This window comes from Kribbella qitaiheensis, assembly GCF_042657745.1.
GTDB lineage: Bacteria > Actinomycetota > Actinomycetes > Propionibacteriales > Kribbellaceae > Kribbella > Kribbella qitaiheensis.
Window position 1 is genome coordinate 128,147 of the sequence record NZ_JBHSKE010000080.1, and the last position, 23,654, is coordinate 151,800.

Annotated in this window: 23 protein-coding genes; 18 read left to right on the forward strand and 5 right to left on the reverse strand. The window is 68.2% G+C overall.

Features of this window, described 5'->3' with window-relative positions:
• Positions 1 to 29: 29 nt before the first annotated feature.
• The 4 genes from ACFPJ1_RS42180 (at position 30) to ACFPJ1_RS42195 (ending at position 4,562) form a co-directional block, all read left to right on the forward strand.
• Complete coding sequence (locus ACFPJ1_RS42180) at positions 30 to 1,337, forward strand: MFS transporter (protein WP_380112045.1); 1,308 nt, start codon at positions 30 to 32, stop codon at positions 1,335 to 1,337.
• Positions 1,334 to 2,176 (forward strand): HAD family hydrolase, encoded by an 843-nt coding sequence (locus ACFPJ1_RS42185; RefSeq protein ID WP_380112046.1) that lies wholly within the window; start codon positions 1,334 to 1,336, stop codon positions 2,174 to 2,176. The genes ACFPJ1_RS42180 and ACFPJ1_RS42185 overlap by 4 nt, the downstream gene beginning before the upstream one ends.
• Before the next feature lie 324 nt (positions 2,177 to 2,500).
• On the forward strand, positions 2,501 to 3,517 hold the full coding sequence (locus ACFPJ1_RS42190) for a Gfo/Idh/MocA family protein (RefSeq protein WP_380112047.1): 1,017 nt from the start codon (positions 2,501 to 2,503) through the stop codon (positions 3,515 to 3,517).
• 46 nt (positions 3,518 to 3,563) lie between these two features.
• Positions 3,564 to 4,562: a Gfo/Idh/MocA family protein gene (locus ACFPJ1_RS42195; RefSeq protein ID WP_380112048.1), complete on the forward strand. Its 999-nt coding sequence runs from the start codon at positions 3,564 to 3,566 to the stop codon at positions 4,560 to 4,562.
• Here the strand turns inward: ACFPJ1_RS42195 and ACFPJ1_RS42200 are convergent.
• From ACFPJ1_RS42200 to ACFPJ1_RS42210, 3 genes are read right to left on the reverse strand one after another with little or no spacing between them, the layout of a single operon-like run.
• The gene (locus tag ACFPJ1_RS42200; RefSeq protein WP_380112049.1) at positions 4,447 to 5,343 is read right to left on the reverse strand and encodes an ABC transporter permease; all 897 of its coding nucleotides are present in this window, start codon (positions 5,341 to 5,343) and stop codon (positions 4,447 to 4,449) included. The genes ACFPJ1_RS42195 and ACFPJ1_RS42200 overlap by 116 nt on opposite strands.
• 2 nt (positions 5,344 to 5,345) lie before the next feature.
• Positions 5,346 to 6,140: an ABC transporter permease gene (locus ACFPJ1_RS42205; RefSeq protein ID WP_380112050.1), complete on the reverse strand. Its 795-nt coding sequence runs from the start codon at positions 6,138 to 6,140 to the stop codon at positions 5,346 to 5,348.
• Positions 6,137 to 7,159 (reverse strand): ABC transporter ATP-binding protein, encoded by a 1,023-nt coding sequence (locus tag ACFPJ1_RS42210; protein WP_380112051.1) that lies wholly within the window; start codon positions 7,157 to 7,159, stop codon positions 6,137 to 6,139. The genes ACFPJ1_RS42205 and ACFPJ1_RS42210 overlap by 4 nt, the downstream gene beginning before the upstream one ends.
• 50 nt (positions 7,160 to 7,209) lie before the next feature.
• On the opposite strand from ACFPJ1_RS42210, the gene ACFPJ1_RS42215 reads away from it, so the two are divergent.
• From ACFPJ1_RS42215 to ACFPJ1_RS42225, 3 genes are all read left to right on the forward strand, one after another.
• Positions 7,210 to 7,989 carry a MerR family transcriptional regulator gene (locus ACFPJ1_RS42215; protein ID WP_380112052.1) on the forward strand — a complete coding sequence of 260 codons (780 nt, stop codon included), beginning with the start codon at positions 7,210 to 7,212 and terminating at the stop codon, positions 7,987 to 7,989.
• 50 nt (positions 7,990 to 8,039) lie between these two features.
• A complete protein-coding gene (locus ACFPJ1_RS42220; RefSeq protein ID WP_380112053.1) occupies positions 8,040 to 8,864 on the forward strand; it encodes an alpha/beta fold hydrolase in 825 nt (274 codons plus the stop codon).
• Positions 8,865 to 8,944: 80 nt separating this feature from the next.
• Positions 8,945 to 9,991 (forward strand): hypothetical protein, encoded by a 1,047-nt coding sequence (locus ACFPJ1_RS42225; RefSeq protein WP_380112054.1) that lies wholly within the window; start codon positions 8,945 to 8,947, stop codon positions 9,989 to 9,991.
• Here the strand turns inward: ACFPJ1_RS42225 and ACFPJ1_RS42230 are convergent.
• Together ACFPJ1_RS42230 and ACFPJ1_RS42235 are read right to left on the reverse strand one after the other, a co-directional pair.
• Entirely contained in the window at positions 9,889 to 11,196 is a 1,308-nt protein-coding gene (locus ACFPJ1_RS42230; RefSeq protein WP_380112056.1) for a peroxidase family protein, read from the reverse strand. The two genes, ACFPJ1_RS42225 and ACFPJ1_RS42230, sit on opposite strands and share 103 nt — an antisense overlap.
• A gap of 159 nt (positions 11,197 to 11,355) precedes the next feature.
• Positions 11,356 to 14,133, reverse strand: a complete 2,778-nt coding sequence (locus tag ACFPJ1_RS42235) for a helix-turn-helix transcriptional regulator (protein ID WP_380112057.1) — start codon at positions 14,131 to 14,133, stop codon at positions 11,356 to 11,358.
• Positions 14,134 to 14,263: 130 nt separating this feature from the next.
• Between ACFPJ1_RS42235 and ACFPJ1_RS42240 the strand changes: the two genes are divergently transcribed.
• The 11 genes from ACFPJ1_RS42240 to ACFPJ1_RS42290 all read left to right on the forward strand — a co-directional run bounded on the left by ACFPJ1_RS42240 (position 14,264) and on the right by ACFPJ1_RS42290 (position 23,639).
• Positions 14,264 to 15,268 carry a mandelate racemase/muconate lactonizing enzyme family protein gene (locus ACFPJ1_RS42240; protein ID WP_380112058.1) on the forward strand — a complete coding sequence of 335 codons (1,005 nt, stop codon included), beginning with the start codon at positions 14,264 to 14,266 and terminating at the stop codon, positions 15,266 to 15,268.
• 117 nt (positions 15,269 to 15,385) lie between these two features.
• Positions 15,386 to 15,853 carry a hypothetical protein gene (locus tag ACFPJ1_RS42245; protein ID WP_380112059.1) on the forward strand — a complete coding sequence of 156 codons (468 nt, stop codon included), beginning with the start codon at positions 15,386 to 15,388 and terminating at the stop codon, positions 15,851 to 15,853.
• A 186-nt stretch (positions 15,854 to 16,039) separates the two neighbouring features.
• Positions 16,040 to 16,990, forward strand: a complete 951-nt coding sequence (locus ACFPJ1_RS42250) for an alpha/beta hydrolase (protein WP_380112060.1) — start codon at positions 16,040 to 16,042, stop codon at positions 16,988 to 16,990.
• 30 nt (positions 16,991 to 17,020) lie between these two features.
• Entirely contained in the window at positions 17,021 to 17,743 is a 723-nt protein-coding gene (locus tag ACFPJ1_RS42255) for an alpha/beta fold hydrolase (RefSeq protein ID WP_380112061.1), read from the forward strand.
• A gap of 21 nt (positions 17,744 to 17,764) precedes the next feature.
• On the forward strand, positions 17,765 to 18,700 hold the full coding sequence (locus tag ACFPJ1_RS42260; protein WP_380112062.1) for an alpha/beta fold hydrolase: 936 nt from the start codon (positions 17,765 to 17,767) through the stop codon (positions 18,698 to 18,700).
• A 48-nt stretch (positions 18,701 to 18,748) separates the two neighbouring features.
• Positions 18,749 to 19,504 (forward strand): SDR family oxidoreductase, encoded by a 756-nt coding sequence (locus tag ACFPJ1_RS42265; RefSeq protein WP_380112063.1) that lies wholly within the window; start codon positions 18,749 to 18,751, stop codon positions 19,502 to 19,504.
• 50 nt (positions 19,505 to 19,554) lie between these two features.
• A complete protein-coding gene (locus ACFPJ1_RS42270) occupies positions 19,555 to 19,992 on the forward strand; it encodes a cupin domain-containing protein (protein ID WP_380112064.1) in 438 nt (145 codons plus the stop codon).
• Positions 19,993 to 20,183: 191 nt separating this feature from the next.
• The gene (locus ACFPJ1_RS42275) at positions 20,184 to 21,089 is read left to right on the forward strand and encodes an RNA polymerase sigma-70 factor (protein ID WP_380112065.1); all 906 of its coding nucleotides are present in this window, start codon (positions 20,184 to 20,186) and stop codon (positions 21,087 to 21,089) included.
• Between the two features lie 132 nt (positions 21,090 to 21,221).
• Positions 21,222 to 21,971 (forward strand): sigma-70 family RNA polymerase sigma factor family protein, encoded by a 750-nt coding sequence (locus ACFPJ1_RS42280; RefSeq protein ID WP_380112066.1) that lies wholly within the window; start codon positions 21,222 to 21,224, stop codon positions 21,969 to 21,971.
• 127 nt (positions 21,972 to 22,098) lie between these two features.
• A complete protein-coding gene (locus ACFPJ1_RS42285) occupies positions 22,099 to 22,773 on the forward strand; it encodes a VOC family protein (protein ID WP_380112067.1) in 675 nt (224 codons plus the stop codon).
• Positions 22,774 to 22,817: 44 nt separating this feature from the next.
• A complete protein-coding gene (locus ACFPJ1_RS42290; protein ID WP_380112068.1) occupies positions 22,818 to 23,639 on the forward strand; it encodes a nuclear transport factor 2 family protein in 822 nt (273 codons plus the stop codon).
• The last annotated feature ends 15 nt before the right edge of the window (positions 23,640 to 23,654 follow it).

A 23,654-nucleotide genomic window follows, 5' to 3' on the forward strand; every position in this document is an offset into this window, starting at 1 on the left:
GTCCACCTCACAACTTCAAGGAGCTTCTCGTGTCATCATTCCAGGTCTCCACCAGGGCGCCCGCTCCCCGGCGCCGCCCGCTCCTGCCCGCAGGAGTGGCTTTGGCGGGTGCGGCGATCACCTTCACGAGCCTGTACCTCGCGGCGGGTGCGCTGACGCCGTTGCTCGTGGTCTACAAGGAGCAGTGGAACTTTCCCCCGTCGCTTCTCACGGTGGCGTTCGCCGTCTACGCGATCGGCTTCCTCGCCGCCGTCCTGACGGTCGGGTCGCTGTCCGACCACATCGGCCGGCGCCCGGTGCTGATCGGCGCACTGATCGTCCAAGTTGCGTCGAACCTCCTGTTCCTCGTCGCCACCGACATCAGTTGGGTGATCGCCGGCCGCATCGTGCAAGGCGTTGCCAGCGGCGCGGCGACGACCGCCTTCACCGCCGCGCTCGTCGAACTCGCCCCGCCCGCCCGGAAGCGACTGGGCATGATCCTCGGCAGCGTCGGTCTGACCGGGGGCCTCGCATTCGGCTCCTTGCTGGCCGGCTTCGCGATCCAGTTCACGACCGCGGCGAACACCATCATCTTCGTCGTCCTCACCATCGTCACGATCCTCGGCACCGTCGTCGTCGCCCTGTCTCCCGAGAGCGTCACCCGTTCACCGGGTGCCCTCCGCTCGCTGATCCCGCGGATCGCCTTCCCGCCCGCCACGCGCAGGGAGTTCGCCGCGGCGGCGCCCGTCGTGGCCGCGGTCTGGATGCTCGCGGGACTCTCGGGTGGGATCGCGCCGAACATGGTTCGCAGCGTCTTCCATCTGAACAGCGGCCTGCTCAACGGCCTGGCCGGCTTCATCGCGCCGGCCATCTCGGCCGTCATCGGACTCGCGTTCGCCCGCGTCGACTCCCGGCGCGCGATGACCATCGGCATCTACGCGTCCATCATCGGGGCCGTCGGCATCATCAGTGGCGTGTACGCCGGAAGCCTGGCCATCATGATCCTCGGACAGGCCATTGCCGGTGTCGGTTTCGGTGCATCCTTCACCGCGGCTCTGCGCTTGATCTTCCCGCTCGCGGCGGAACATCAGCGCGCGGGGGTCGTCGGCGGGATCTACCTGGTCTCGTACGTCGCGCTCGGCCTCCCCATCGTCATCGAAGGCCAACTGACCGGCCCCATCGGCGAGATTCCGGCAGTCACCTGGTACACCGGAGCGGCCATCCTCCTCGCCCTGATCAGCCTCATCGCCCAGCTCCGCCTCAAGCGCAGCACCCCAAGCGTCAGTGGATCAACTGGCAGCTCCGTACTGCGAACCAGCGACGCGAGCAGCCCGGAGCGAGACGACATTCCCGCATGACCACCACCGACCACACACCTGCTGAAACAGGGGATGCGTCGTGGCTCGTTGCCCTGGACATCGACGGCACGACGCTCCATCCAGACGGCTCCGCCAGCGATGCGGTGATCGCGCAGGTACGCCGGCTCGACGCGGCCGGCCACCAGGTGCTGCTCGCCACCGGCCGTTCCGCCGCGGCCACCGTCCCGGTGCTCGAACACCTCGGCATCACCCCGCAGTACCTGGTCTGCTCCAACGGTGCGATCACCCTGCGCCGTGATCCCGAGGCGCCGGGCGGCTACCGGCGCGAGTGGGTGGAGTCCTTCGATCCGACCGACGTGCTCCGGTCGATCCACACGCGCCTGGGGGACGCCCGGTTCGCGGTCGAGGACGTCCACGGCTGCTACCGGTACTCCGCACCGTTCCCCGACACCGCGATCGGACTCGACAGCGAGCACGTGGAATTCGTGGAATTCGAAGAGTTGCTGAACCAGCCGGCCGCTCGGGTCGTCGCGGTCTCCCTCGACCATGACCTCCAGGACTTCCTCGCGGTGGTCGAGAGGATGGGTCTGCGCCGGGTGAGCTTCGCCATCGGCTGGAGTGCCTGGCTCGACATCGCGGCCGACGGCGTGAACAAGGCCACGGCCATGGAACGGGTACGTCGCGAACTCGGCATCCCGCGCGAACGAGTGATGGCGGTGGCCGACGGCCGCAACGACATCGAACTGCTCAGCTGGGCTGCCGAACGTGGCCGCGGCGTAGCCATGGGCGATTCCCCGGCCGACGTGATCGAAGCCGCCGGCGAACTAACCGGCACTCTCCACGAAGACGGCCTAGCCAAGGTCCTCGCCACCCTGTGAGTGCGGCTGGGGTGGTTGTCAGGTGTCACGGTGGATGGACAGGCGTTTGGCGATTGTCGTCATTCCGTTCGCACCAGAGATCGCCGCGAGTGCTAGCGATCTTCGAGGCTGATACATGTCAAGCTCCTGACGGTTGTCGCCGGCAACGCCGGCTACCAGTCTTGATGCGCGCGACATGCCGGGAGTTGCATACCGGCCGTCGTCATGCCCTGGAAGTAGCGGGACCAACTGGTGGAAGCCGGGCGGCGAGGTCGATGCATCTCGGCTACGGTGGATCGCGGTTGGCCGTTGGATATTCACGCGACCTCGTGCGAGGAGGAGAAGGTGTCGAAGCCGCTCAAGATCGCGGTACTGGGGTTCTGGCATGTTCATGCGAAGGATTACGCCCGGCAGGCCCAGGAGCATCCCGGCACGGAGCTCGTCGCGGTGTGGGATGACGACCTGGCGCTGGGGGAGGCCGGTGCGGAGCAGTTCGGCGTTCCGTTCACCGGGGATCTCGACGCTCTGCTGGGCCGTGACGACCTCGATGGCGTCGTCATCACCACGGCCACGAACGTTCATCGCGACCTGATGGTGAGGGTGGCGAAGGCGGGCAAGCACATCTTCACCGAGAAGGTGCTCGCGCCGACCGTCGCCGAGGCGGAGGAGATCATCGCCGCCGCCGACGACAACGGCGTCAAGCTCGTGGTCTCCCTGCCTCGGCTCGCGCACGGCTACACGCAGGCGATCCGCGACGTGATCGGCGCCGGCGGCCTCGGGCAGCTCACCTACGGCCGGGTCCGGCTCTCCCACGACGGGGCTGTCCCGAGGGATGGAGCCGAAGGCTGGCTGCCCCAGCGCTTCTTCGACCGGGAGACCGCCATCGGCGGAGCCTTGACCGACCTCGGCTGCCACCCGGTCTACCTGATGCAGCTGTTCCTCGGCGCCGATCCCGAGACCGTCAGCGCGACCTATCGCTCGGTGGCCGGTCGCGGCCTGGAGGACAATGCCGTCGTCACCATCGGCTATCGCGACCAGAAGATCGGTGTGATCGAGGCAGGGTTCGCCAGCCGGAACCCCTTCACGATCGAGATCTTCGGCACCGACGGCAGCCTGACCTACACCGAGACAGGCAACGTACTGCGGGTCTCGGGGCCGGCGTTCGGCGGCAACGACCAGCAGCTGCCGGTGCCGGAGCATGGCAACGATCCCTTCGCCCAGTGGGTCGACCACATCACCCACGGCACCCGGGCGGACGACAACCTGGCCCGGGCAGTGGAGCTGACCAGGATGGTTGCCGCCGCCAACGAGGCCGCCGCCCAGGGCCGGACCATCCCGTACTCCGCGTCGGACGGCGTCTGACCTTCCTCCCTTCCTCACCACCCAGGCAACCGAGGAGAAGACTGCTATGCCTCAGATCAAGGTCGGGCTCATCGGGGGTGGTGGCATCGCGGCCGCCCACATCCGCGGCTATCGCGAGCACGCCGACAGGATCGGCATCACCGCCGTGGCCGACGCGGTGGAGCAGACGGCGGTGGACCGCGGCGTCGAGCTGGGCGCCACGCCGTACACCGACTATCGCCGGATTCTCGAAGCCGAGGATCTCGATGCTGTCGACATCTGCCTGCCCCACCACCTGCACAGGGACGCGATCGTCGCCGCTGCCCAGGCCGGCAAGCACATCCTGTGCGAGAAGCCGCTCTGCCTGACCGCGGACGAAGCGGCGGACGTCCGGGCGGCAGTCCGGACCAACGACGTGACGCTCATGTGCGCGCACAACCAGCTGTTCCTGCCGGCCGTGGCCAAGGCGAAGGAACTGCTGGACGCGGGAACCATCGGCGACGTGTACGAGGTTCGGACCACCGACAGCTTCTACAACAACTTCGACCCGGCCAACATGGGCTGGCGCGCGAGCAGCAAGACGAGCGGCGGTGGCGAGCTGATCGACACCGGCTACCACCCGACGTACCTGATGCTGCACCTGGCCGGCGGCTCCCCGGTGGAAGCCACGGCGATGCTGTCCACCCATCGGCTGAAGTTCATGGAGGGCGAGGATTCCGCGCAGGTCCTGATCAGGTTCGACAACGGCGTCGTCGGCCAGCTCGTGACCAGCTGGGCGTACCAGCCGGCTCCCGTGACCGAGCGCTTCTCCGTCGTCGGGGAGCTCGGATCCCTGCACAGCAACGGCAACTCGCTGACCTACCAGCTCCGATCCGGTGAGACCGACACTTTCGACTTGGAGCCGGTGGACACCTTCGTCGCCGAGGTCGGTCACTTCGCCGATTCCTTGATCAACAAGACCCGTCCGTTGCACACCGATGAGGAGGGCATCGCAGTACTCGGGATCCTGCTGGCCGCGTATGAAGGCGCGCGGACGAAGACCATCGCCCCCGTCCTCCAGACCTAACTGGTCGCGCTGGTGTAGCGGCGCAGGCCTGCGCGCCAACGAATCCGGCAGCTGCGCAGGCAGCGGCGGCGATGACGATCGCGACCGGTACTGCGATCAGGCCGCCGCCGCGGGCGAGTATGTCGGTAGGCACGGTCGCTACCAGCGCGACGGGCAGTACGTAGGTGAAGATCAGCTGGAGCGGTTGCCGGTAGATCTGGACGGGATAGCGGGCGAACTGCCAGATCGCGTCGTAGACGACATCGAGACTGAGCCCGAAGGCCCAGAACACGACGGCAGCGATGGTCACGCGGGTCGCCCACATGATGACAGTGGCTGTCACCACCAGGACCATCCAGGCGACGACCCCGATCAGGGTGAGCGCGACAGCCGCTTGGACGACCCCGAAGGCCACCACGGCGAGGCCGAGTGCGACCTGGATCAGACTGAGCGGCGCGCAGGCGCCCAGGCTGGCCAGGAAGATGGCGGGAGCGGGCTGTACCAGGACCGCATCGAACCTGCCGTTCTTCACCTGCTCACCGAACCATTCGATGTTCGGCTCGACGAAGACCGTCCGCAGGCCGCTGATGACCTGGAAGGTCCCGAGCAGGGCGATCGCCTCTCCCGGCGTCCAGCCACCAAGAGTGTCGGTGCGGGTGTAGACAACACTCAGAGCGGCGATCGAAGAGGCTGCCGCGACGAGGGTCAGCAGGAGTTCGAACAGCATGTCGGTGCGAAAGGTGATGCTGCGCCGGAGCGACATCGAGAAGAGCGCGCTGAAGAGCCTGATGAGCTTGAACACCTCTACCCTCCGACTGCCGTGAACCGGCGAACGCCGAGATGCCAGACGAAGGCGGCGAGCCCGCTCAGGCCGATCAGCCAGGCGACCTGCACGCCGTACACGGTGGTGACGTCGGAGATGTTGCCTGCGGCAATCTCTGCCGGCGCTCCGAGCATGGACCAGAAGGGGAGGAGCTGGCCGACCTCTCGGATCGGCTGGGGGAGGAAGCTCAGCGGCGCCGCCGATCCGCCGAGCAGGAAGATCAACGACTCGCCGATCCCGACCACCCCATGCGCACGCTGTGTCCAGATCGCAGTGATCGCCAGGGTGTAGGTGAACACGAACCGGACGCCAGCCGCGAGAACAAGGGCTGGTACCGCGAGCAGCACGTTGCTGGCCGTCAACGACAGGCCCGCGAGCCAACCCACTACCAGGATCAGCGGCAGCCCGAACAGCAGGTGCCACAGCCGGATGGCGAGGTTCGTCGCCAGATAGTCGAGTACGACGGGCCGGGGCTTCGTCAGCTCGATCGCGAAGTCGCCGCCGTAGATCCCGTTCGCCAGGGTGTGGTGCTCATAGGAGACGGTCATCAACTGAACGCCGAGCAGCACCACGTAATACGTCGAGACCGTGGGATTTCCCGGGATGGCTGACGACCACACGAAGAGCCCGAGCAACGGGGTGACCGCTTGCCCGATCACCAACGTGATCACGAACGTGCGGAAGCTCCACCACTGGACCGAGCTTCGCCAGATCCCCAGCCCGAGCAGCCGGAACAGTCTCTCGACCTGCGCCCCACTCACGCTCGTGGCCGTCATCGGCGGCCGGCTTGGTAGAACCGATCGATGACGAGGTCGAGGGGTGGATCCTCGACCGTCAGGTCGACGATCGCCAGTTGTCGCAGCAGCTCACTCGTCACCTCGGGCACAGCTTCGCGACGTACTCGAAGCGAGACCTGCCCTTGCTCCAAATCCTGCGTTGTCTCCAGTTCGCCGAAGCGTTCCCAGTCGATGCCTGTCCGGTCGGTCACCGACAGTTTGATCAGTTTGTCCGGCGACAGCGTGGTGGCCAGCGAGTTCAGGTCACCGTCGTAGCGGACCCGGCTGCGATCGATCAGGATCACTCGTCGACACAACGACGCCACATCGGCCATGTAGTGGCTGGTGAGCAGAACCGTGGCACCGGTTCGGACCGCGTAGTCCGCGACGAATCGGCGCAGCGCGGCCGCCGCGGACACGTCGAGTCCGAGCGTCGGTTCGTCCAGGAACAGCACCTTCGGCTGGTACACCAGGGTCGTGGCGAGCCCGGCCCGCATCCGCTCGCCCAGACTGAGGGCACGCACCTGGCGATCCAGCAGCGACTCGAGGTCGAGCATGCCGACCAGTTCGGCGACGTTGGCGCGGAAGTCGGCGTTCGACACCTCGTACAGAAGTTGTTGGTAGCGCAAGGAATCCATCACCGTCAGCTCGGCAGGACCGCCGATGGGCTGGCTGCCTCGGACGAGTGCGATCTTCTTGAGGTAGTCGTGCTGCCGCCGCCAGGGGACGAAGCCGAGCACCCGGGCCTCTCCGAGGGTCGGGTGCAGGATCCCGGACAGGATCTTCATCGTCGTGGTCTTGCCTGCGCCGTTGGGGCCGATGAACCCCACGACCTCGCCGGCGTGAAGCTCGAAGGTCACCTCGGCGACTGCCTCGATGTCCCGGTACTCGCGTTTCACCACCGAACGCAGCGCCGCCCGCAGTCCTGCCTCCCGCACCGGCGCCCGGTACGTCATACCGAGTCGCCGCACGGAAACAACCGGTACGCACTCACTGTCGGTGACCCCATCTGTCCTCATAGGCTCAAACTAGGAGCTTGATGCAAGTTGAAGGGTTAGGGAGATCGCTCGTGCCAGAAGACGCCTCACGTGCTGACAAAAGCCTGCGCTGTAGGTCAAACCCGCGGACGCAGCTCCGGCCGATCGACCTGGCCCGGATGGCCGGCCTCGGCGTCACCCAGATCCGCACGTACGAGCGGGTCGGCTTCCTGCCGCCGGCAGCGCGTGGCGCCAACGGCTACCGCCGCTACTCAGCCGAGCACGTCGAGGCGCTCAGGGTCTCGAGGATCCTGATCGATGGCTACGGCTGGCAGAGCGCCCTCGAGGTGATGCGCGCCGTTCAGCTCGGCGATCGCCCGGCCGCCTATGCCCTCGTCAACTCACGGCATGCGGCGCTCGACAGCCAACGCATCCGGATCGCCGCGGCGCTCGAGGCCACTGACGCGATACTGCGCCGATCCAAGGAGGCCTCGCAGACGCGCGGCCGATCGACGGTCCGAATCAAGGAAGCCGCGAGAACCGTCGGCGTGAGACCTTCTGCCGTGCGTTTCTGGGAACGCCAGGGCCTGCTCCATCCCACCCGCGAACCGTCGACCGAGTACCGCCTGTACGACGCCGAGCAACTCGGCCGGCTCAACGTGATCGCACTGCTCCGCGATGTCGGGTACCGCTTCGACACGATCCGGCAGGTACTCGACGAGCTGGCCGGCGGCCGCCCCGACCAGATCCGGCACGCACTCGATGAGAGGCTCGAGACTCTGAACCAGACGACCTGGTTATGCATCACCGCCACCAGCGCCTTGCACAACTACCTGGGATCGGCACTGCCCGACGCCGGTCGAAATCGTTAGGCTGGCCAAGACGCTGTGGGCCGCCCCAAACCGATCAACGGAGGCACGGAATGGGAACGATCACGACCAGCGACGGCACCGAGATCTTTTACAAGGACTGGGGTACGGGCCAGCCGATCGTCTTCAGTCACGGTTGGCCGCTGTCGGCCGACGACTGGGACAACCAGATGCTGTTCTTCCTGCAGCAGGGGTACCGCGTCATCGCCCATGACCGCCGTGGTCACGGCCGGTCCACGCAGACGGCCGACGGCCACGACATGGACCACTACGCGGACGACCTGGCCGCTGTCGTCGAGCATCTCGACCTGCACGACGCCATCCACGTCGGCCACTCGACCGGTGGTGGGGAGGTCACTCACTACCTGAGCCGGCACGGCGAGAGCCGGGCCGTCAAAGCCGCGCTGATCAGCGCGGTGCCACCGCTGATGCTGAAGACCGACGCCAACCCGGACGGCCTGCCGAAGGAGGTATTCGACGATCTGATGGCACAACTGGCCGCGAACCGCTCGGAGTTCTACCGCGCGTTGCCGACCGGGCCGTTCTACGGGTACAACCGGCCCGGCGTGGAGTCGTCCGAGGCGATCATCGCCAACTGGTGGCGCCAGGGCATGATGGGCGGCGCGAAGGCCCATTACGACGGCATCGTCGCCTTCTCCCAGACCGACTTCACCGAAGACCTGAAGAAGATCACCATCCCGGTACTGGTGATGCACAGCGAGGACGACCAGATCGTGCCGTACATCGCAGCGGGCCCCCGATCGGCGGCGCTGCTGGCGAACGGGACCCTCAAGACCTACACGGACTTCCCGCACGGCATGCCGACCACCCAGGCCGACACCATCAACGCCGACCTGCTGGCCTTCCTCCAGTCCTGACATCGCGGCATCCGGCCCTGACGAACCTCTGGCACGGGACACTGTTCTCCGCTGATCGAGAGTCGTTCGAAGGGGTGTTCGTGGTCATCACCGGGGCAAGCTTCCCCACACCGGACTTCATCAAGGTGTCGCCGAATCCTGACGTGTGGGATCAGCAGGCGCGCTTCGCCGAGATCCAGGCGGACGGGGCGAACCGGGCGCTGGCCCGGCTCGACGTACTGCTCGACGACGTGTCGACGGTCGAGGGCCGGGCCCAGGCGTTCCAGCAGGTGTACCGCGAGCTCGCCGCGTGGCGCGCCGAGCTCGCTCAGCAACCGGCGGGACAGCGTCCGGGCGCGAGTCCGGAGGACTACCAGATGGCGATCGGCCACTCGTACGCGAGGGACGCCTTCGGCCTGGGCACGCATCGTTCGGGCAGCAAGCTGGACGAAGGGCGGCGAGTCCTGGCCGGGGGCATGCAGACCCCGGCCAGTCGGCTGTCCGAGCGGCTGGGCGAGATCGCAGAGACGCGGTTCGAGGCCGAGGGGCCCTCCGATGAGGTCCTGCAGAACCGCGTCCGGTTGCCCGACGGGAGCTCGGTCGCGGGCAACGTGGTGTGTCGTGGCGAAGCCGCCGCCCGACAGTACAGCGTCCCCTTTGCCATTCAGGGGTTCTACTGCACGCTGACCGGGCGTGAGGAGGATCGCCGGAGGCTGCAGGGTGCGGCGTTCCAGACGCTGGCGAAGCTTGAGGGCCTGCGGGCGGAGGGGAGGGACGCGTTGGTTGAGGATCCGGCGGCGCTCAAGGCGTTCCGGGATGCGGAATACTTCATCTACCAGGGACCCGAGTACCGCCGCGGTGGCGACGCCACTATCCGGACCTTGCTGGCCGCATCTCACACTCGCGTGTTCCAGGTCGCGCCGAAGCTGCCCCAGGACATCGATGTGATGGCCTACGTCGCCGGACAGGACGGCTTCGACCAGCACGTGGCGAGCAAGCAGCAACTGCTGAGCGGCGCCGCGCCATCGGAATCAAGAAGCGCCGGTCACGGAGCCGCAGCCGGCGTCATAGCGAGCAGCTCCGCCAGGCCGAAAGTCGGTCCGGCGGCGGGCAGGGTCGGCTCCCAGTCCGATTCCAGGCTCAGGTAGCTCGCCGGGTCGGCGCGCAGCAGTCCGATCAGCACCTCAGCCACGATCTGGCCGCCGACCGGACCCAGCCGGTCGCCGCCGCCACGGTGCTCGGCCTCCTTGAGGATGTAGAACCACAGCGGCGTGCCGTCCGGCCAGGCCTGTTCCAGTTCTTCGGAGGTCAGCGGCGCCGCGCCGATGAGCCGGGCGATCGCCTCACCACTGGGCAACCCGGTGGTCTCGCCGCGCAGCAGGTCGCGGATGGCCAAGGAGCGGTAGGAGTTGTTGTCGACCGCGCCGGTGACCTGCTCAGGCAGTCCGATGAGGCTGGCGGCGAGCCGGCCGTCGAGCCGTTTGGCGCGCTGCGCGGGCGGATGTCCGGGCACATCGAAGACCTGCGTGAGATCCAGGCGCCGGTCGGCGGGCAGCGGGCCGAACCCGACCAGGTCGGGGAAGAGCGGGACCGCGGGACCGCCCTCGACCAGCCGGTAGGTGTGCCGGATCTGACCGTGGCCGTAGCGGTAGGCCGCGTCGGCGAACTCCAGCGGGATGTACGCCTCCAGCGGCGCCGGCGCGTACCAGCGGCCGCCCTCGGTGAGTACTTGCTCCGCCAGGGGAGCCCCGACCAGCCGGGGTAGGAAGTCGTGGACCACGATCCATTGGTAGTGCCAGGTGAGGGTGATCCGGGCTCGGTCGAAGACCTCCGCCTCGGGCACCCCCTGCTCGCGCAGCAGGTCGACGATGCGGTTGTGCGCGTGCAGCAGGGCGACGTGCAGGGTCAGCGAGAACAGGTGCACGTCGTTGCGGGGGTCGCCGATCAGGGCCACGCCCTGCTGGTTGCGCGGTACGTCGCCGCCGTCGGGGCCGAGCAGGAACTTCGCCGGGTCGGCGAGGTCGAACAGGTACGGCGAGCCGATCGGGCCGTCGGAGTAGACAATCTCCAGGTTGAGCTTCGGGACGCGGGCGTTGCGCAGCGCCTCGGAACTGACGCCGCCGGCGATCGGCGAACGATCGGCGGTGATGTCGTGCGCGATCAACTGGCCGAAGAACGGCCAGCCGGCGGCCTCGCCGGCGTCGTCGCCGGAGGCCGCCTGGTCCAGGACCGCGGCCGCGTCGCAGATGCCGCCGTCGCCACCTGCGCGCATCAGCAGCCCGGGGTCGGTAGCCAAGGGGTCGAGGCCCGGGAACATCCGCCCGTACCGGGCCGCCCCGGTTGGCCGGTCCACAGCGCGTACGGCGCTGAGGCAATGGTCGCGGGCGGCCGGGTGGCTGCCATGTGAGTGTCGCGGTGCGGTCGTCGACGCTTCCGGCACAGAAAGACCTCCGGTGAGACTGGGATGCACCTGCTTAGACCGGGCAACCCCGCGATTTGTGACGGGGTCCTCCTAACCGGTGAGACCAGGGTCGGCCGGCGCCGCCTCGGCGGCCGGCGGGCGGAGCTGCCGTCGGGAGGTGATGCCCAGCTTGGTGAAGACCTTGCGCAGATGCCACTCGACCGTGTGCTGGCTGAGGAACATCTGGGCTCCGATCTGCGCATTGGTCAGACCGGCGCCGGCGAGCTCCGCGATCTGCGCCTCCTGCGCGGTCAAGGTGTCACCGGCCCGCCGTGCGCGCTCGTCGACGAGCTCACCGGTGGCCGCGAGCTCGCGGCGCGCGCGTTCGGCGAAAGCGCCGGCACCGCCCGCCGAGAGGATGTCGTACGCCGTCCGCAGCTCTCCGCGGGCATCCTGGCGCCGGCCTTCGCGGCGGAGCCACTCGCCGTACACCAGATGAGCCCGGGCGAGATCCATCCGCACCCGCGTCCGTCCGAGTCTCTCGATGGCCTCCAGATACCCCGACTCCGCCGCTGCGCCGGTCGCCAGCAGGGCTCTCGAGCGGGCGAGCAGGCCGAGCGCCCAGTCCGTGCCGCTGGCCTGCGCCATCTCGGTCAGACGGTCGAAGCCATCAGCCGCCAACTCGGGCCGCCCGCTGCGCGCTGCCGCCTCGACCAGCTCCGGCAGGGCCCAGTCGGCGACACCGAAGTCTTTCGGATCCTCGACGGCGGCTCTGGCAGCCGTCAGCGCCTCCTGATACCTGGAGAGGCTGTTCATGAGCACGGAGTTCGCCCAGTGGGTGAAGGACAAACCGGCGCCTTCGCCGCGCGCCGTGACGTCATCGATGGTCGTGGCGATCAGGGGACCGGCCTCGTCCGGATTGCCACGCCAGACCGCAAGGGCGATAGCGCCGTACGGTGCCAGGCCGATCCCGGTCGCCTCAGAGATGGTCTGGATCTCCGCGACCAGCGAGGAGGCCGCGGTGAACTCTCCGGCGAACAGATGCAGCAGGACCCGGGAGTTCATCACGAGCGGGAGCTCGGTGAGATCGCCCAGCTCACGGGCGATCCTTAGGTGCCGCCCGGTGAGGATGTCCCAGGTCTCGTCGTCCCACAGATCGACGGCGGTGCGCGATGCCAGCCAGAGCCAGCGCAGATCGCTCTGTTCCGCCAGTGCCTCGTCCGAGAACACCCGGAGCGCCTTCCTGGCCAGGGGTACCGCCGCCGGATAGCCGTCGGTGAACTGGACCGCCACGGTTTCCAGCAGCAGATCGTGCTTGCGGGGTGTCTTCGGCTGCGGGGCCGCCCGGGCTGCTCGCGCCACTTCGGTCTGCGGGGAGCTGGGGGCGAGCCGCCCGGCGAACATCGACGCCGCCATCGCGGCCAGGTAGGTGTCGCGGGCGAGTTCGAGGTCGAGCGGCTCGAGCCGTCGAGCGGCGTCCAGGAGCAGGTGAGCGCCGTCCACGCTGTGGCCGGAGGCGAACGCGATCTGCGCCCGCAGCAGATTCACGTGGGCCCGGTGCAGGGGGTTCGCCGGACCTTCGTCGGCGGTGACGAGCAGCCTCAGCGCGGTGTCGAAAGCGCCGGCGTGGAGGGTGGCCTGGGCGGCGGCCAGAGCGCGGACCGACCGCTCGGCCGGGTCCGGGGTGAGCTCGGTCGCCCGCTGGAGGAAGGCGGCCGTGGCCGCGACACCGCCGCGGCGTTGCGCCCGGTCGGCGGAGCTGACCAGTTCGCCGGCGACCTCCTCGTCCGGACCGTCGGCTCCGTGGGCGCGATGCCAGGCGCGCCGGTCGGGATCGAGGCCCGGATCGATCGCCTCGGCCAGAGCCAGGTGTACCTCGCGGCGGTCGGCCGAGGCCGTCGTCCGGTACGTCGCCGACCGCACCAGGGGATGCCGGAACCGGACTCGTGCGCCGAGTTCGATCAGGCCGGCCGCTTCGGCAGGTGCTGCCGCGCTCACCGGGACCCCCAGGATCGTGAGAGCACGGAGCAGGAGTGGCACGTCGCCGACGGACTCGGCGGCGGCTGTCAGCAACAACTGCTGCGTCTGCGGCGGAAGTGACTGCACCCGTTGAGCGAAGTTCTGCTCGATCTGGCTCGCCAGCGGTCGAGTGTCCGGCCACTCGAACCCACCGGCCAACTGGATGGTGGTCAGCCCCCGCGGCAGCTCCAGCAGCGCCAGCGGATTGCCGCGGGTCTCCGCCACGATCCGATCCCGGATGTGGACGTCCAGCCGCCCGGGGACCGCGGCATCGAGCAGGGCTCCGGCATGCTCGTCCGTCAGGCCGTCGACCGCCAGATCCTGGAAACCTCGCCAATGAGACCCGGCCGCGGGCTCCCGGACGGCGAACACCATCCCGATGCGCTCAGCGAACAGACGCCGGCCGACGAAGGCCAGCGTCTGCGCCGAAGCCTGATCCAGCCACTGCGCATCCTCGATGACGCACAACAGCGGCTGCCGGGCGGACGCCTCCGCCAGCAGACTCAGCGCCGCCACGCCGATCAGGAACCTGTCCGGCGGCCCCCCGACAGTCTCGGCGAACGCGACAGCCAGCGCCTCGCGCTGCAGCGGAGGCAGGTGATCGCCGAGGTTCAGCATCGGAGCGCACAACTGATGCAGGCCGGCGAAAGGGAGTTCCATCTCGGACTCGACTCCCGCCGCACGCGCAACCCGGAACCCGTCGGCCTGTCCGGCCAGGTAGTCGAGCAGAGCGGACTTTCCGATGCCTGCTTCACCTCGGACGATCAGGACCTGGCCCTCGCCCGAGCGCACGTCAGACACGAGGCGGTCCAGCCGTGCAGTCTCAGCACGCCGACCGCGAAGCCCATGCGCCGCGCCACCAATTGTCATCTGTCCATGTCCCTCCCAAGAGATTAAGCCCTTCGCCGTCCCACGACAGCACCGGTCTCACGCCCGACACGGATGCGTCACGCGACCTTGGAGTGTCAGACTCAACGCTCCATCAACAGCAGGAGAACAGATGCCATTGGATCGCCATTTCGTCCGCAGCGTAGAGCTCTCGACCATCCGAACCCGCTATCCCCGGACCGTCGGTCGCAACGCGCGCCTCGGGAGCCATGGCAGCGGCGGCGACTCCGACATCGTGATCATCCGCACCGACACCGGCAAGGTCGGCTGGGGCCTGGTTGCCGGTCCCGTCCCGGCCGAGCAGCTGACCGGACGGTCGGTGGCCGACCTGATCGATCCCGGCAGCGGCGTCCGTCACGAAGCGCTGCGAGGTCTGGACTTTGCGTTGCATGACCTGGCCGGCCAGATCGAGGACCTGCCCGTCCACGCGCTGCTCGGCGGACACGGTCAGCGCACTGTCCCGTGCTACGACGGAGCGATCTACTTCGCCGATCTCGATCCGGACGACGGCCCGCGCGGAGTGTCCGCCGTACTGGCCGACTGCGCCGCCGACGACGCCAGGGACATCGAGGTCACCTGGGCCGTGCGGGAGGCCTATCCGGATCACCGGATCCTCGTGGACGCCAACGACGGCTACGACTGCGCGGGGTTCCTGGAGTACCTACAGGCGGTCACCGAATGCGACCTCTATTGGGCGGAGGAGCCGTTCCTCGACGACGCGGCAGACCTCGCCCGGCTGAAGAGTCACCTGCGCGATTCCGGATCGGCGACGCTGATCGCCGAGGGGGAGACCGATCCCGAGCTGGCGACCTTGCTGGAGATCGCCGGCCGTGGAGACATCGACGTCCTGCTGATGGACGTGGTCTCGTTCGGGTTGACGAGTTGGCGCGCGGTCATGCCGACGATCGCCGAGCTCGGCGTACGCGCGTCACCGCATGCCTGGGGTCTGCCTCTCAAGACTCTGTACGCCGCTCACGTCGCCGCCGGACTGGGCCAGGTGGACACGGTCGAGGGTGTCCCCGGCGAGACGATCGGCGCGGACACCAGCGGCTACCTCTGGCGGGACGGCCAGTTGACCGTCCCCGACCGCCCCGGCTTCGGCCTGCCCCTCACCTAGCCGCGTTCGCACGGGGGTAGCAACCAGGCAACTGACCAGGGCCTTCACTGGTGAATCGGGCCGTCCGGGCCTGCAGAGTGGTAACAAGCGCAACTCCTCGAGAAACGGAAAACCCGGATGTCCACGATCCACGTCAAAGAAACGACCACCTCGACGCCCGAGCAGTTCATCGCCGGGCTCACCGACTTCGGGCCGGACCGCTCGAAGATCTTCGGCAACAGCGCGGACAAGTACCTCAAGGTGCACGACCAGAGTCCTGGTCACGCCGACGTCACCGAGGGCTCGGGCGGCATCTGGGAACGCCTGGACTACGACTGGACCGACCCGAACCACATCGTTCTCACCACCACCGACTCCAACATCTGGGGCGGCAAGTCGGGCCACACCTACACCTTGACACCGCGACCCGACGGCCGGACCGACATCGACGCCGTCGTCGTCCGCGAAGGCAAGAACGCGAAGGGGCGCGTGCTGGGGTTCCTGGTCGGACTCGTCGGCAGCCGGGTGCTGGGAAAGGCGTTCGGAAACACCGTCAGGGCCATCGAAGCCCGCAACAACGGAGCCACGCCGAGCGATCCCGCCTAGTCGCGCGCCGGGCGGCGACGAGCTGCTTGCCCCAGGCCCCTTCCTCCGTTTCCCCCCGGCAGACAGGGAACAGGGGAGATCTGTGACAGTGCGATCGAGCGCGAGCCGTCACAAGGACTGTGGTCACAAGGGAGGGGGCTGTCCTGTCTTTCTCCGTAGGAACACCCCTACGGAAGGAAGCCACCCATGACCAAGCACCTCCTCGAGGCCGCGGCGCAGGAGATCGCCGACGCGACCTCACAACCGCCGTTCCTCTACGAGTTGGGGCCGGACGGAGCCCGGAAGGTCCTCGACGACATTCAGGCGGCCCCGATCGACCTGCCGAAGATCGACGAGCACTGGATCACCGTTCCGGCCGAGGTCGGCGACGTACAGGTCCGGATCGTCAAACCCGCCGGCAGCCAAGGTCCGCTGCCCACCATCCTGTACGTCCACGGCGGCGGCTGGATTCTCGGCAACGCGGGCACCCACGATCGGCTCGTCCGCGAACTGGCCGTCGACGTCAACGCCGCGGTCGTGTTCGTCGAGTACGACCGGTCCCCGGAAGCGCAGTACCCGGTCGCCATCGAGCAGGCCTATGCCACCGCCCGATGGATCACCGAACACGGTTCGGACGAAGGGCTCGACTCGCGGCGGCTCGCGATTGCCGGTGACTCCGTCGGCGGCAACATGACCGCCGCACTGACGATTCTGGCCAAGCAGCGCGGAGACGTCACCTTCGTGCACCAGTCGCTGTACTACCCGGTCACCGACGCGGGCCAGGACACCGACAGCTACCGCGAGTTCGCCGACGGCCCGTACCTCACTGCCAAGGGAATGGCCTGGTTCTGGGACGCGTACCTCCCGGACCACGCCAAGCGCGCCGAGATCACCGTCTCGCCCCTGCGGGCCAGCCTGGAGGAGCTCGCCGGGCTGCCGGAGGCGTTCCTCATCGTCGACGAGAACGACGTACTGCGTGACGAGGGCGAGGCCTACGCCCGCAAGCTCACCGAAGCCGGCGTACGCACGACAAGCGTCCGCTACAACGGCACCCTCCACGACTTCATGATGCTCAACCCGGTCCGTGAGACCGCCGCGACGACCGGCGCCATGGAGCAGGCAATCCACGCCCTCCGCAAGGCACTCGGCACCAACTAACCCCAGCCCCAGCAGCAGAAAGCAGAACCCATGAGTGAGCAGAAGCCCGTCGTTGTCCTGGTACACGGCGCGTTCGCGGAGTCCGCGAGCTGGAACGGCGTCATCGAGCAGTTGCAGGCGAAGTCGATCGAGGCCGTCGCGGTCGCCAATCCCCTACGCAGCGTCGCCGGTGACGCGGCCTACGTGCGCGATGTGATCGCCGGGATCGGCCGGCCTGTCGTGCTGGTCGGGCACTCCTACGGAGGCATCGTGATCACCGAGGCGGGCGCGGCCAACGAGTTGGTGGCCGGTCTCGTGTACGTCGACGCGTTCGCGCCCGAGCAGGGGGAGAGCGCCTTGGAGTTGTCGGGCAAGTTCCCCGGCAGCACTCTCGGCGAGGCCCTCGCCGCCTACCCGGTCTCCACCGGCGGGAACGAGTTCGTCATCAGGCCGGAGGCGTTCCACCACCAGTTCGCGGCCGACGTATCCGCCGAACAGGCCGCACTGATGGCCGCCACGCAGCGACCGGTCACGGAAGCCGCACTCACGGAAGGACTGCCTACCGCCACGCCGGCCTGGAAGAACCTCCCGTCGTGGTTCGTGATCAGCGACCAGGACCTCAACATCCCCATCGCCGCTCACCGCTTCTTCGCCGAGCGCGCTGGCTCCCGCGGTACCCGAGAGGTGGCGGGCGGCTCGCACGCCTTGAGCGTGTCCCAGCCCGGCCCTGTCGCCGCGTCCATCCTCGACGCCGTCGAGGCTGTCTCCAAGTGACCAACAGGGAGGGGGAGCACCATGAGCACACGCCTTGAACCGCTGAAGCACGTCACCACAGACACCCTCGAGGTGGCGTACTACGAGGTCGGTCCCGCCGGCGGACCTCCGGTGCTCCTCCTCCACGGGTTCCCCTACGACATCCACAGCTATGTAGAGGTGGCTCCGCGACTGGCCGATTCCGGCTACCGGGTGATCGTCCCTTACCTCCGGGGACACGGGCCAACCCGATTCCTCGATCCGGAGACGCCGAGATCCGGGCAGCAGGCCGCGCTCGGGAGGGACGTGGTCGACCTGCTGGACGCTCTCGACATTCCAGCGGCGGTGCTGGCCGGCTACGACTGGGGTGGTCGGGCCGCCTGCGTAGCCGCCGCGCTAAGGCCCGACCGCGTCACCGGGCTGGTCTCGGTGAACAGCTACCTGATCCAGGACATCAGTACCGCGATGAATCCGATCCGCCCGGAGCTGGAGGCCGGCTTCTGGTACTTCTTCTACTTCCTCACCGACCGTGGTCACGCCGGCCTCACCGCGAACCGGCGGGAGGTCGCCGAGGTGATCTGGCGACGGAACTCACCTCGATGGGCCTTCGAGGACGCCGACCTGGACCTGGCGGCCGAGGCCTTCGCGAACCCTGACTACGTCGACGTCGTCATCCATTCCTACCGTCACCGCCTCGGACATACCGCCGGCTCGGCTGCCTACGAGGAGGAGGAACGTCTACTCGCCACCGCGCCAGTGATCGCGGTACCGGCCGTAACGCTGGATGGCTTGGCCGACGGCAATTTCCCCGCCACCGACGGCGGATCCAGCGCCGTTCACTTCGTCGGTCCACGGGTCCACCGCCAGGTGCCGGACGCGGGTCACAACCTTCCTCGTGAAGCACCTGCCGCGTTCGTGCAGGCCATCGCCGAGGTGTCCGATCTGGCTGTCACAGGGCGTGCGGCTGTCCTGTCTTAGCTGCTGACCGGACGGCAACTCGTGCCCCGGATCTCAGGAAGGTATGCAATGAAGATCGTGGTTATCGGCGGGACCGGTCTGATCGGATCGAAGCTCGTGACGAAGCTCCGCGAGCACGGTCACGAGGCGGTAGCGGCGTCGCCGAACACTGGAGTCAACACCATCACGGGTGAAGGGCTTGCGGACGCTCTCGCCGGGGCCTCCGTGGTGATCGATGTCTCGAACTCACCGAACTGGGAGGACGCCGCGGTACTGGAGTTCTTCGAGACCTCCACCCGCAACCTGCTCGCCGCGGAAGCCGAGGCGGGAGTCGGCCACCACGTCGCGCTGTCGGTCGTCGGGACCGAGCGGCTCCTCGAGAGTGGCTACTTCCGGGCGAAGCTCGCGCAGGAGAAGCTGATCGAGAGCTCCTCGATCCCCTACTCGATCGTGCGGGCCACCCAGTTCTTCGAGTTCGTGCCGAGCATCGCGGATGCGGCCACCGAGGACGGCAAGGTCCGGCTGGCCCACGTGTTCTTCCAGCCGATGGCCGGCGAAGAGGTCGCCCAGGCGGTCGGCCGGGTCGCGGTCGCCGCGCCGCTGAACGGCCAGGTCAAGATCGCGGGTCCGGACCGGTTCCGGATGGACGAGTTCTTCCGTCAGGTGCTTGCCGCCAGCAACGACAGCCGCGAGGTCGTGACAGATCCCGACGCCGTGTACTACGGAATCTCGCCCACCGAGAGCGCCCTCGTTCCGGACGACGACGCGATCCTCGGTGAGACCAGCTACACCACCTGGTTGGGCCGCGCGGCCGCGGACTCCTAGACCACCCGCTCGCATCGCCATCCCACCCCGATTCGTCCTGGAGGTATGCCATGCCCGAAACCGAACCGGTCGCCGCTGAGCAGGCGAGATCAACCGCCTGGCAAACGGCGCTGACCGTGCTGCAGGAGGTCGAACCGCCCACCGTCACGCCCGGATCCCATGCCATGACCGTGGTCATCGAGTACCCGGCGGGCGACCCGGGTGCGCCGCCTCACCGGCACCCCGGCGGCCCGGCCTTCGGGTATGTGATCGAAGGCGAGATGCTGTTCGAGCTCGAAGGCGAGGCCCCGCGGGTCGTTCGGGCCGGCGAGGCGTTCTGGGAACCAGGCGGCGACCTCATTCACTACCAGGACGGGAACAACCGCGCCGACACGTTGCTGCGGTTCACGGTGACGATGCTGTGTCAGCCGGACCAGCCGATGCTCGTGCTGGTGGACGACGAAGAGCTTGCCCAGCGCAAGGATCGCCGGGTACCCCGGCCCGCCTGACCACCACCCGGACCAGACGGGAGTCTGTCGTGACCGCAGCGGCGATGATTGCCGAGTTCGACGATGTCGCGGGCTGGACCGCCCGTTCTGCTGGAGCCGATGCAGGCCGCTTTCGCGGCGGTGTCACAAACCGTTGGGCTGTCCTGTCACTTTGCTGACCAGTAGCGGCGGACGGACGAGGGCAGGGGCGGATGACGACAGCGGAAAAGGATGACACCGGGCGGTCGGACGATCTGGAAGAGGCGGCGGCGACCTTCGCCGCAGCTCGGCCACGCCTGTTCGGCATCGCGTACCGGATGCTGGGCAGCTCGACGGAGGCCGAGGACTTGGTCCAGGACGTCTGGCTCCGCTGGCAGCAGTGCGACCGCAGTACGGTGCTCAATCCGGTGGCCTACCTGGCGACGGCGACCACGCGGCTGGCCATCAACGCCAACCAGTCGGCGCGGGTACGTCGCGAGACCTACATCGGTCCCTGGCTCCCCGAACCGGTCGCCACCGAAGCGGATCCGCACCTCGGGGCCGAGCGGGGCGAAGCGCTGGGGTTCGCCGTTCTGCTTCTGCTGGAGCGACTCTCGCCCACCGAGCGGGCGGCGTACGTGTTGCGGGAGGCGTTCGACTACCCCTACCGGCAGATCGCGGACATCCTCGGGGCGTCCGAGGTGGCGGTCCGCCAGTTGGTCAGCCGGGCTCGCAAGCACCTGGTCGCCGAGCGGCGTACGCCGGCCACCGGGGCCGAGCAGAACCGGTTGCTGAAGGCCTTCGTCAATGCCGCCCGCACGGGCGATCTGGCCACGCTGGAGAATCTGTTCGCCACCGACGTGGTCAGCTACTCCGATGGTGGGGGAGTGGTGACAGCCGCCCGGTTCCCCCTGGTCGGTGCGACCCGGGTGGCCAAGTTCGTCACGGCGATCGCCCGCTGGTTCTGGGTGGGTGCCGACCTCGAGTGGACCCAGCAGAACGGGCAGGCCGCCGTGGTGCTGAGCCGCGACGGCGAGGTGTTCGCGGTGATCACGGTCGACGGCTCGGCCGCCGGAATCGACCAGGTGCTCTGGATGATGAACCCCGCCAAGTTCACCGCGATCGCGACCGCACGCTGACCCCGGCAGAAGTCGCACCGGAAAGACGTCACAACCGGGAGGGTTGTCTGGTCTTAGCTGGCACTACCTAGAGAACAGAGGACATCGTGCGGACGACCCTGGTGGCCGGCGGATGGGCGAGAACCGCCCACGATGGCTGAGACGCGGCCTGCCGTCGAGTCGCTCGTGGAGTTGCTCGACGAGCGGCAGCACCTGCTCGAGATCGGCTTGTGGATCTTCGACTCTGCCATCACGGCCGACCGGATAGTCCAGGAGACCTATCGCCGCTGGTACGCCCTCGGCGAGGACGAACGCGCCGCCATCGCCGTACCGCGAGCCTGGCTCACCAGGGCGGCAGGATCGGTCTGCCTCGAGTTGCTCGCTTCTCTCAAAGCCGAGGAAGTTCCGATGGTGACCGCACCGGTGGTGCAGTCCGACCGTGCCAGTCTGGTTCACTCTCCGCTCCTCGATCAGGTGGCACACCGGGAGCCAGGGCTGGACGAAGGCCGGCGCCACCTGCGGAGATCCACCCAGGCGATGCTCAGGAGGCATGCCCGGGTCGTGCACCGGTTCGCCGCGGCCTGCGAGAAGGGGGACACCGCGACGTTGGAGACGATCCTGGCCGCCGACGCCATGGTGGTCAGCGATGGTGGCGGCAAGGTGCGGGCGCCGCTCAGTCCGGTGCTGGGAGCAAGTGAGGCCGCCCGGTTCGTCTCGGCTCTGCTGAGCGGTCGGGAGAGCCTTGCTCTCGCCGTCGAGCCGGTCAACGGCCGAACGGGCCTTGTGCTGCGTCGGGCGGGCCAGGCCATCGCCGTGGTCAGCCTGACCGTCGCCGGGCACGAGGTCACCGCCGTGTGGGTCGTACTGAACCCGGACAAGCTACGCAGCTGGCACCGCCCGTGATCCGGAATCCGACGGTGAGAACCTGGGTGACGGGGCTCCAGGGCCATGACCAGGGTGTCCCACTGGTGCGAGGCCGCGGTCCAGGCGACAAGCTTGTGCATGACAGCGATCCGACCAGGAGGCATCAATGAGCACCACCGAAGCCAGCACAGCTTCTAGCAATGACCCGACCGCCGCCACCGTCGACCTGAAGCTCGAGGCCATCGTCATCCCGGTGGCGGACGTCGACCGGGCGAAGACGTTCTACGGCAACCTCGGCTGGAGGCTCGACGCCGACTTCGCTTTCGACAACGGCTTCCGGGTCGTCCAGTTCACCTCGCCGGGCTCGCCGGCCTCGGTCCAGTTCGGTTCGAACATCACCTCGGCCACGCCCGGTTCGGCCCAGGGCCTCTACCTGGTCGTCTCCGACATCGAGGCCGCGCGCGAGGACCTCCTCGCCCGCGGGGCCGCGGTCAGCGAGGTGTTCCACCCCGAGTCGCCGGGTGCTCAGTTCCAGCCCGACGGCACCGGTCGTGGCGCCGGCCGGGCCGACGACCAGGCCAGCTACGGTTCCTTCGCCACGTTCAGCGACCCGGATGGCAACACGTGGCTGCTGCAGGAGATCACGACCCGGCTTCCTGGCCGCATCGACACCGGCGTCACGTCGTACGCCTCGGTGAAGGACCTCATGGACGCCCTGCTGCGCGCAGCGCTGGCCCACGGCGAGCACGAGAAGCTCACCGGCGAGCACGACGAGGAGTGGCCGGCGTGGTACGCCGCCTACATGGTGGCCGAGCAGGCGGGCACAGAACTGCCGACCTGATCGTGTACTGTCCCAGCGGCCGCGCGCGGGAATACACTCAGGGCGTGCCGTGGCCGCCTGAGCTGTTCAGCGCGCGGGCGCTGGAGCGACTGCTGGAGAAGCGGCGCCGCGCCGAGCTGGTGTCTGTGCCGTTCTTCGACGGACTGCTGTCCGGTGATCTCGACGCCTTGCTGGAGTCGTTCGCCGGCGAGCCCCTGCTGCACCATCCCGTCCTCGGCCGGATCCAGGGCACGCAGGCGTTCGAGGCGTACGTCGCGGACATGAACGTGTGGGTCGCCGAGCGCGAGGTCTCGTTCGAGGACGGCGGCCACATCGTCCTCGAAACGCGGGGCTTCGAGGAAGTGGTCGTGCACATCGACGGCGGCAAGGTAGCCCTGCCGCTCGCTGTCGTCGCGGACCATCCGCACGATGGCCGGCTGACCGAACTGCGGATCTACTACAGCTCGTGGGCACTCACCGGCCGCCACGCCGTTCGCCCGCCGCTGCTCCAACGCGACCCGACCGTGAGCACTTCAGATGTCGTCGCCGACTACCAGAGTGCCCTGGCGGCCGGCGATGTGGATGGGATCGTCGCCTGCTTCGAAGCCGACGGCTACGCCCGCGAACCCGCGGGTGTTCCTTACAGACACTCGGGCACTCGCGACCTCCGCAAGTTCTACGAGCAGCTGTTCTCCAACGGCGGCGGCATCCCGCTCGAGCACTGCGCGCTGGTCGACGACGGTCAGACCTGCGCGCTGGAGTACAACGTCACCCGGTGGGGCAAGACCGACGTGCCACCGCAGGCCGGCGTCGCGGTCTACGCCCGGGGCCCGAGCGGCAAGCTCGCCGCAGCCCGTGTCTACGACGACGTCGACCCACCGCTGTAGCGGTCTTCAGGGCTC

Excerpts from the sequence above, each read along its gene's own strand:
- ACFPJ1_RS42185 (WP_380112046.1), top strand. The coding sequence starts at position 1,334 with ATGACCACCACCGACCACACACCTGCTGAAACAGGGGATGCGTCGTGG.
- ACFPJ1_RS42195 (WP_380112048.1), top strand. The coding sequence starts at position 3,564 with ATGCCTCAGATCAAGGTCGGGCTCATCGGGGGTGGTGGCATCGCGGCC.
- ACFPJ1_RS42205 (WP_380112050.1), bottom strand. The coding sequence starts at position 6,140 with ATGACGGCCACGAGCGTGAGTGGGGCGCAGGTCGAGAGACTGTTCCGG.
- ACFPJ1_RS42210 (WP_380112051.1), bottom strand. The coding sequence starts at position 7,159 with ATGAGGACAGATGGGGTCACCGACAGTGAGTGCGTACCGGTTGTTTCC.
- ACFPJ1_RS42220 (WP_380112053.1), top strand. The coding sequence starts at position 8,040 with ATGGGAACGATCACGACCAGCGACGGCACCGAGATCTTTTACAAGGAC.
- ACFPJ1_RS42235 (WP_380112057.1), bottom strand. The coding sequence starts at position 14,133 with ATGACAATTGGTGGCGCGGCGCATGGGCTTCGCGGTCGGCGTGCTGAG.
- ACFPJ1_RS42240 (WP_380112058.1), top strand. The coding sequence starts at position 14,264 with ATGCCATTGGATCGCCATTTCGTCCGCAGCGTAGAGCTCTCGACCATC.
- ACFPJ1_RS42245 (WP_380112059.1), top strand. The coding sequence starts at position 15,386 with ATGTCCACGATCCACGTCAAAGAAACGACCACCTCGACGCCCGAGCAG.
- ACFPJ1_RS42250 (WP_380112060.1), top strand. The coding sequence starts at position 16,040 with ATGACCAAGCACCTCCTCGAGGCCGCGGCGCAGGAGATCGCCGACGCG.
- ACFPJ1_RS42255 (WP_380112061.1), top strand. The coding sequence starts at position 17,021 with ATGAGTGAGCAGAAGCCCGTCGTTGTCCTGGTACACGGCGCGTTCGCG.
- ACFPJ1_RS42260 (WP_380112062.1), top strand. The coding sequence starts at position 17,765 with ATGAGCACACGCCTTGAACCGCTGAAGCACGTCACCACAGACACCCTC.
- ACFPJ1_RS42265 (WP_380112063.1), top strand. The coding sequence starts at position 18,749 with ATGAAGATCGTGGTTATCGGCGGGACCGGTCTGATCGGATCGAAGCTC.
- ACFPJ1_RS42270 (WP_380112064.1), top strand. The coding sequence starts at position 19,555 with ATGCCCGAAACCGAACCGGTCGCCGCTGAGCAGGCGAGATCAACCGCC.
- ACFPJ1_RS42275 (WP_380112065.1), top strand. The coding sequence starts at position 20,184 with ATGACGACAGCGGAAAAGGATGACACCGGGCGGTCGGACGATCTGGAA.
- ACFPJ1_RS42280 (WP_380112066.1), top strand. The coding sequence starts at position 21,222 with ATGGCTGAGACGCGGCCTGCCGTCGAGTCGCTCGTGGAGTTGCTCGAC.
- ACFPJ1_RS42285 (WP_380112067.1), top strand. The coding sequence starts at position 22,099 with ATGAGCACCACCGAAGCCAGCACAGCTTCTAGCAATGACCCGACCGCC.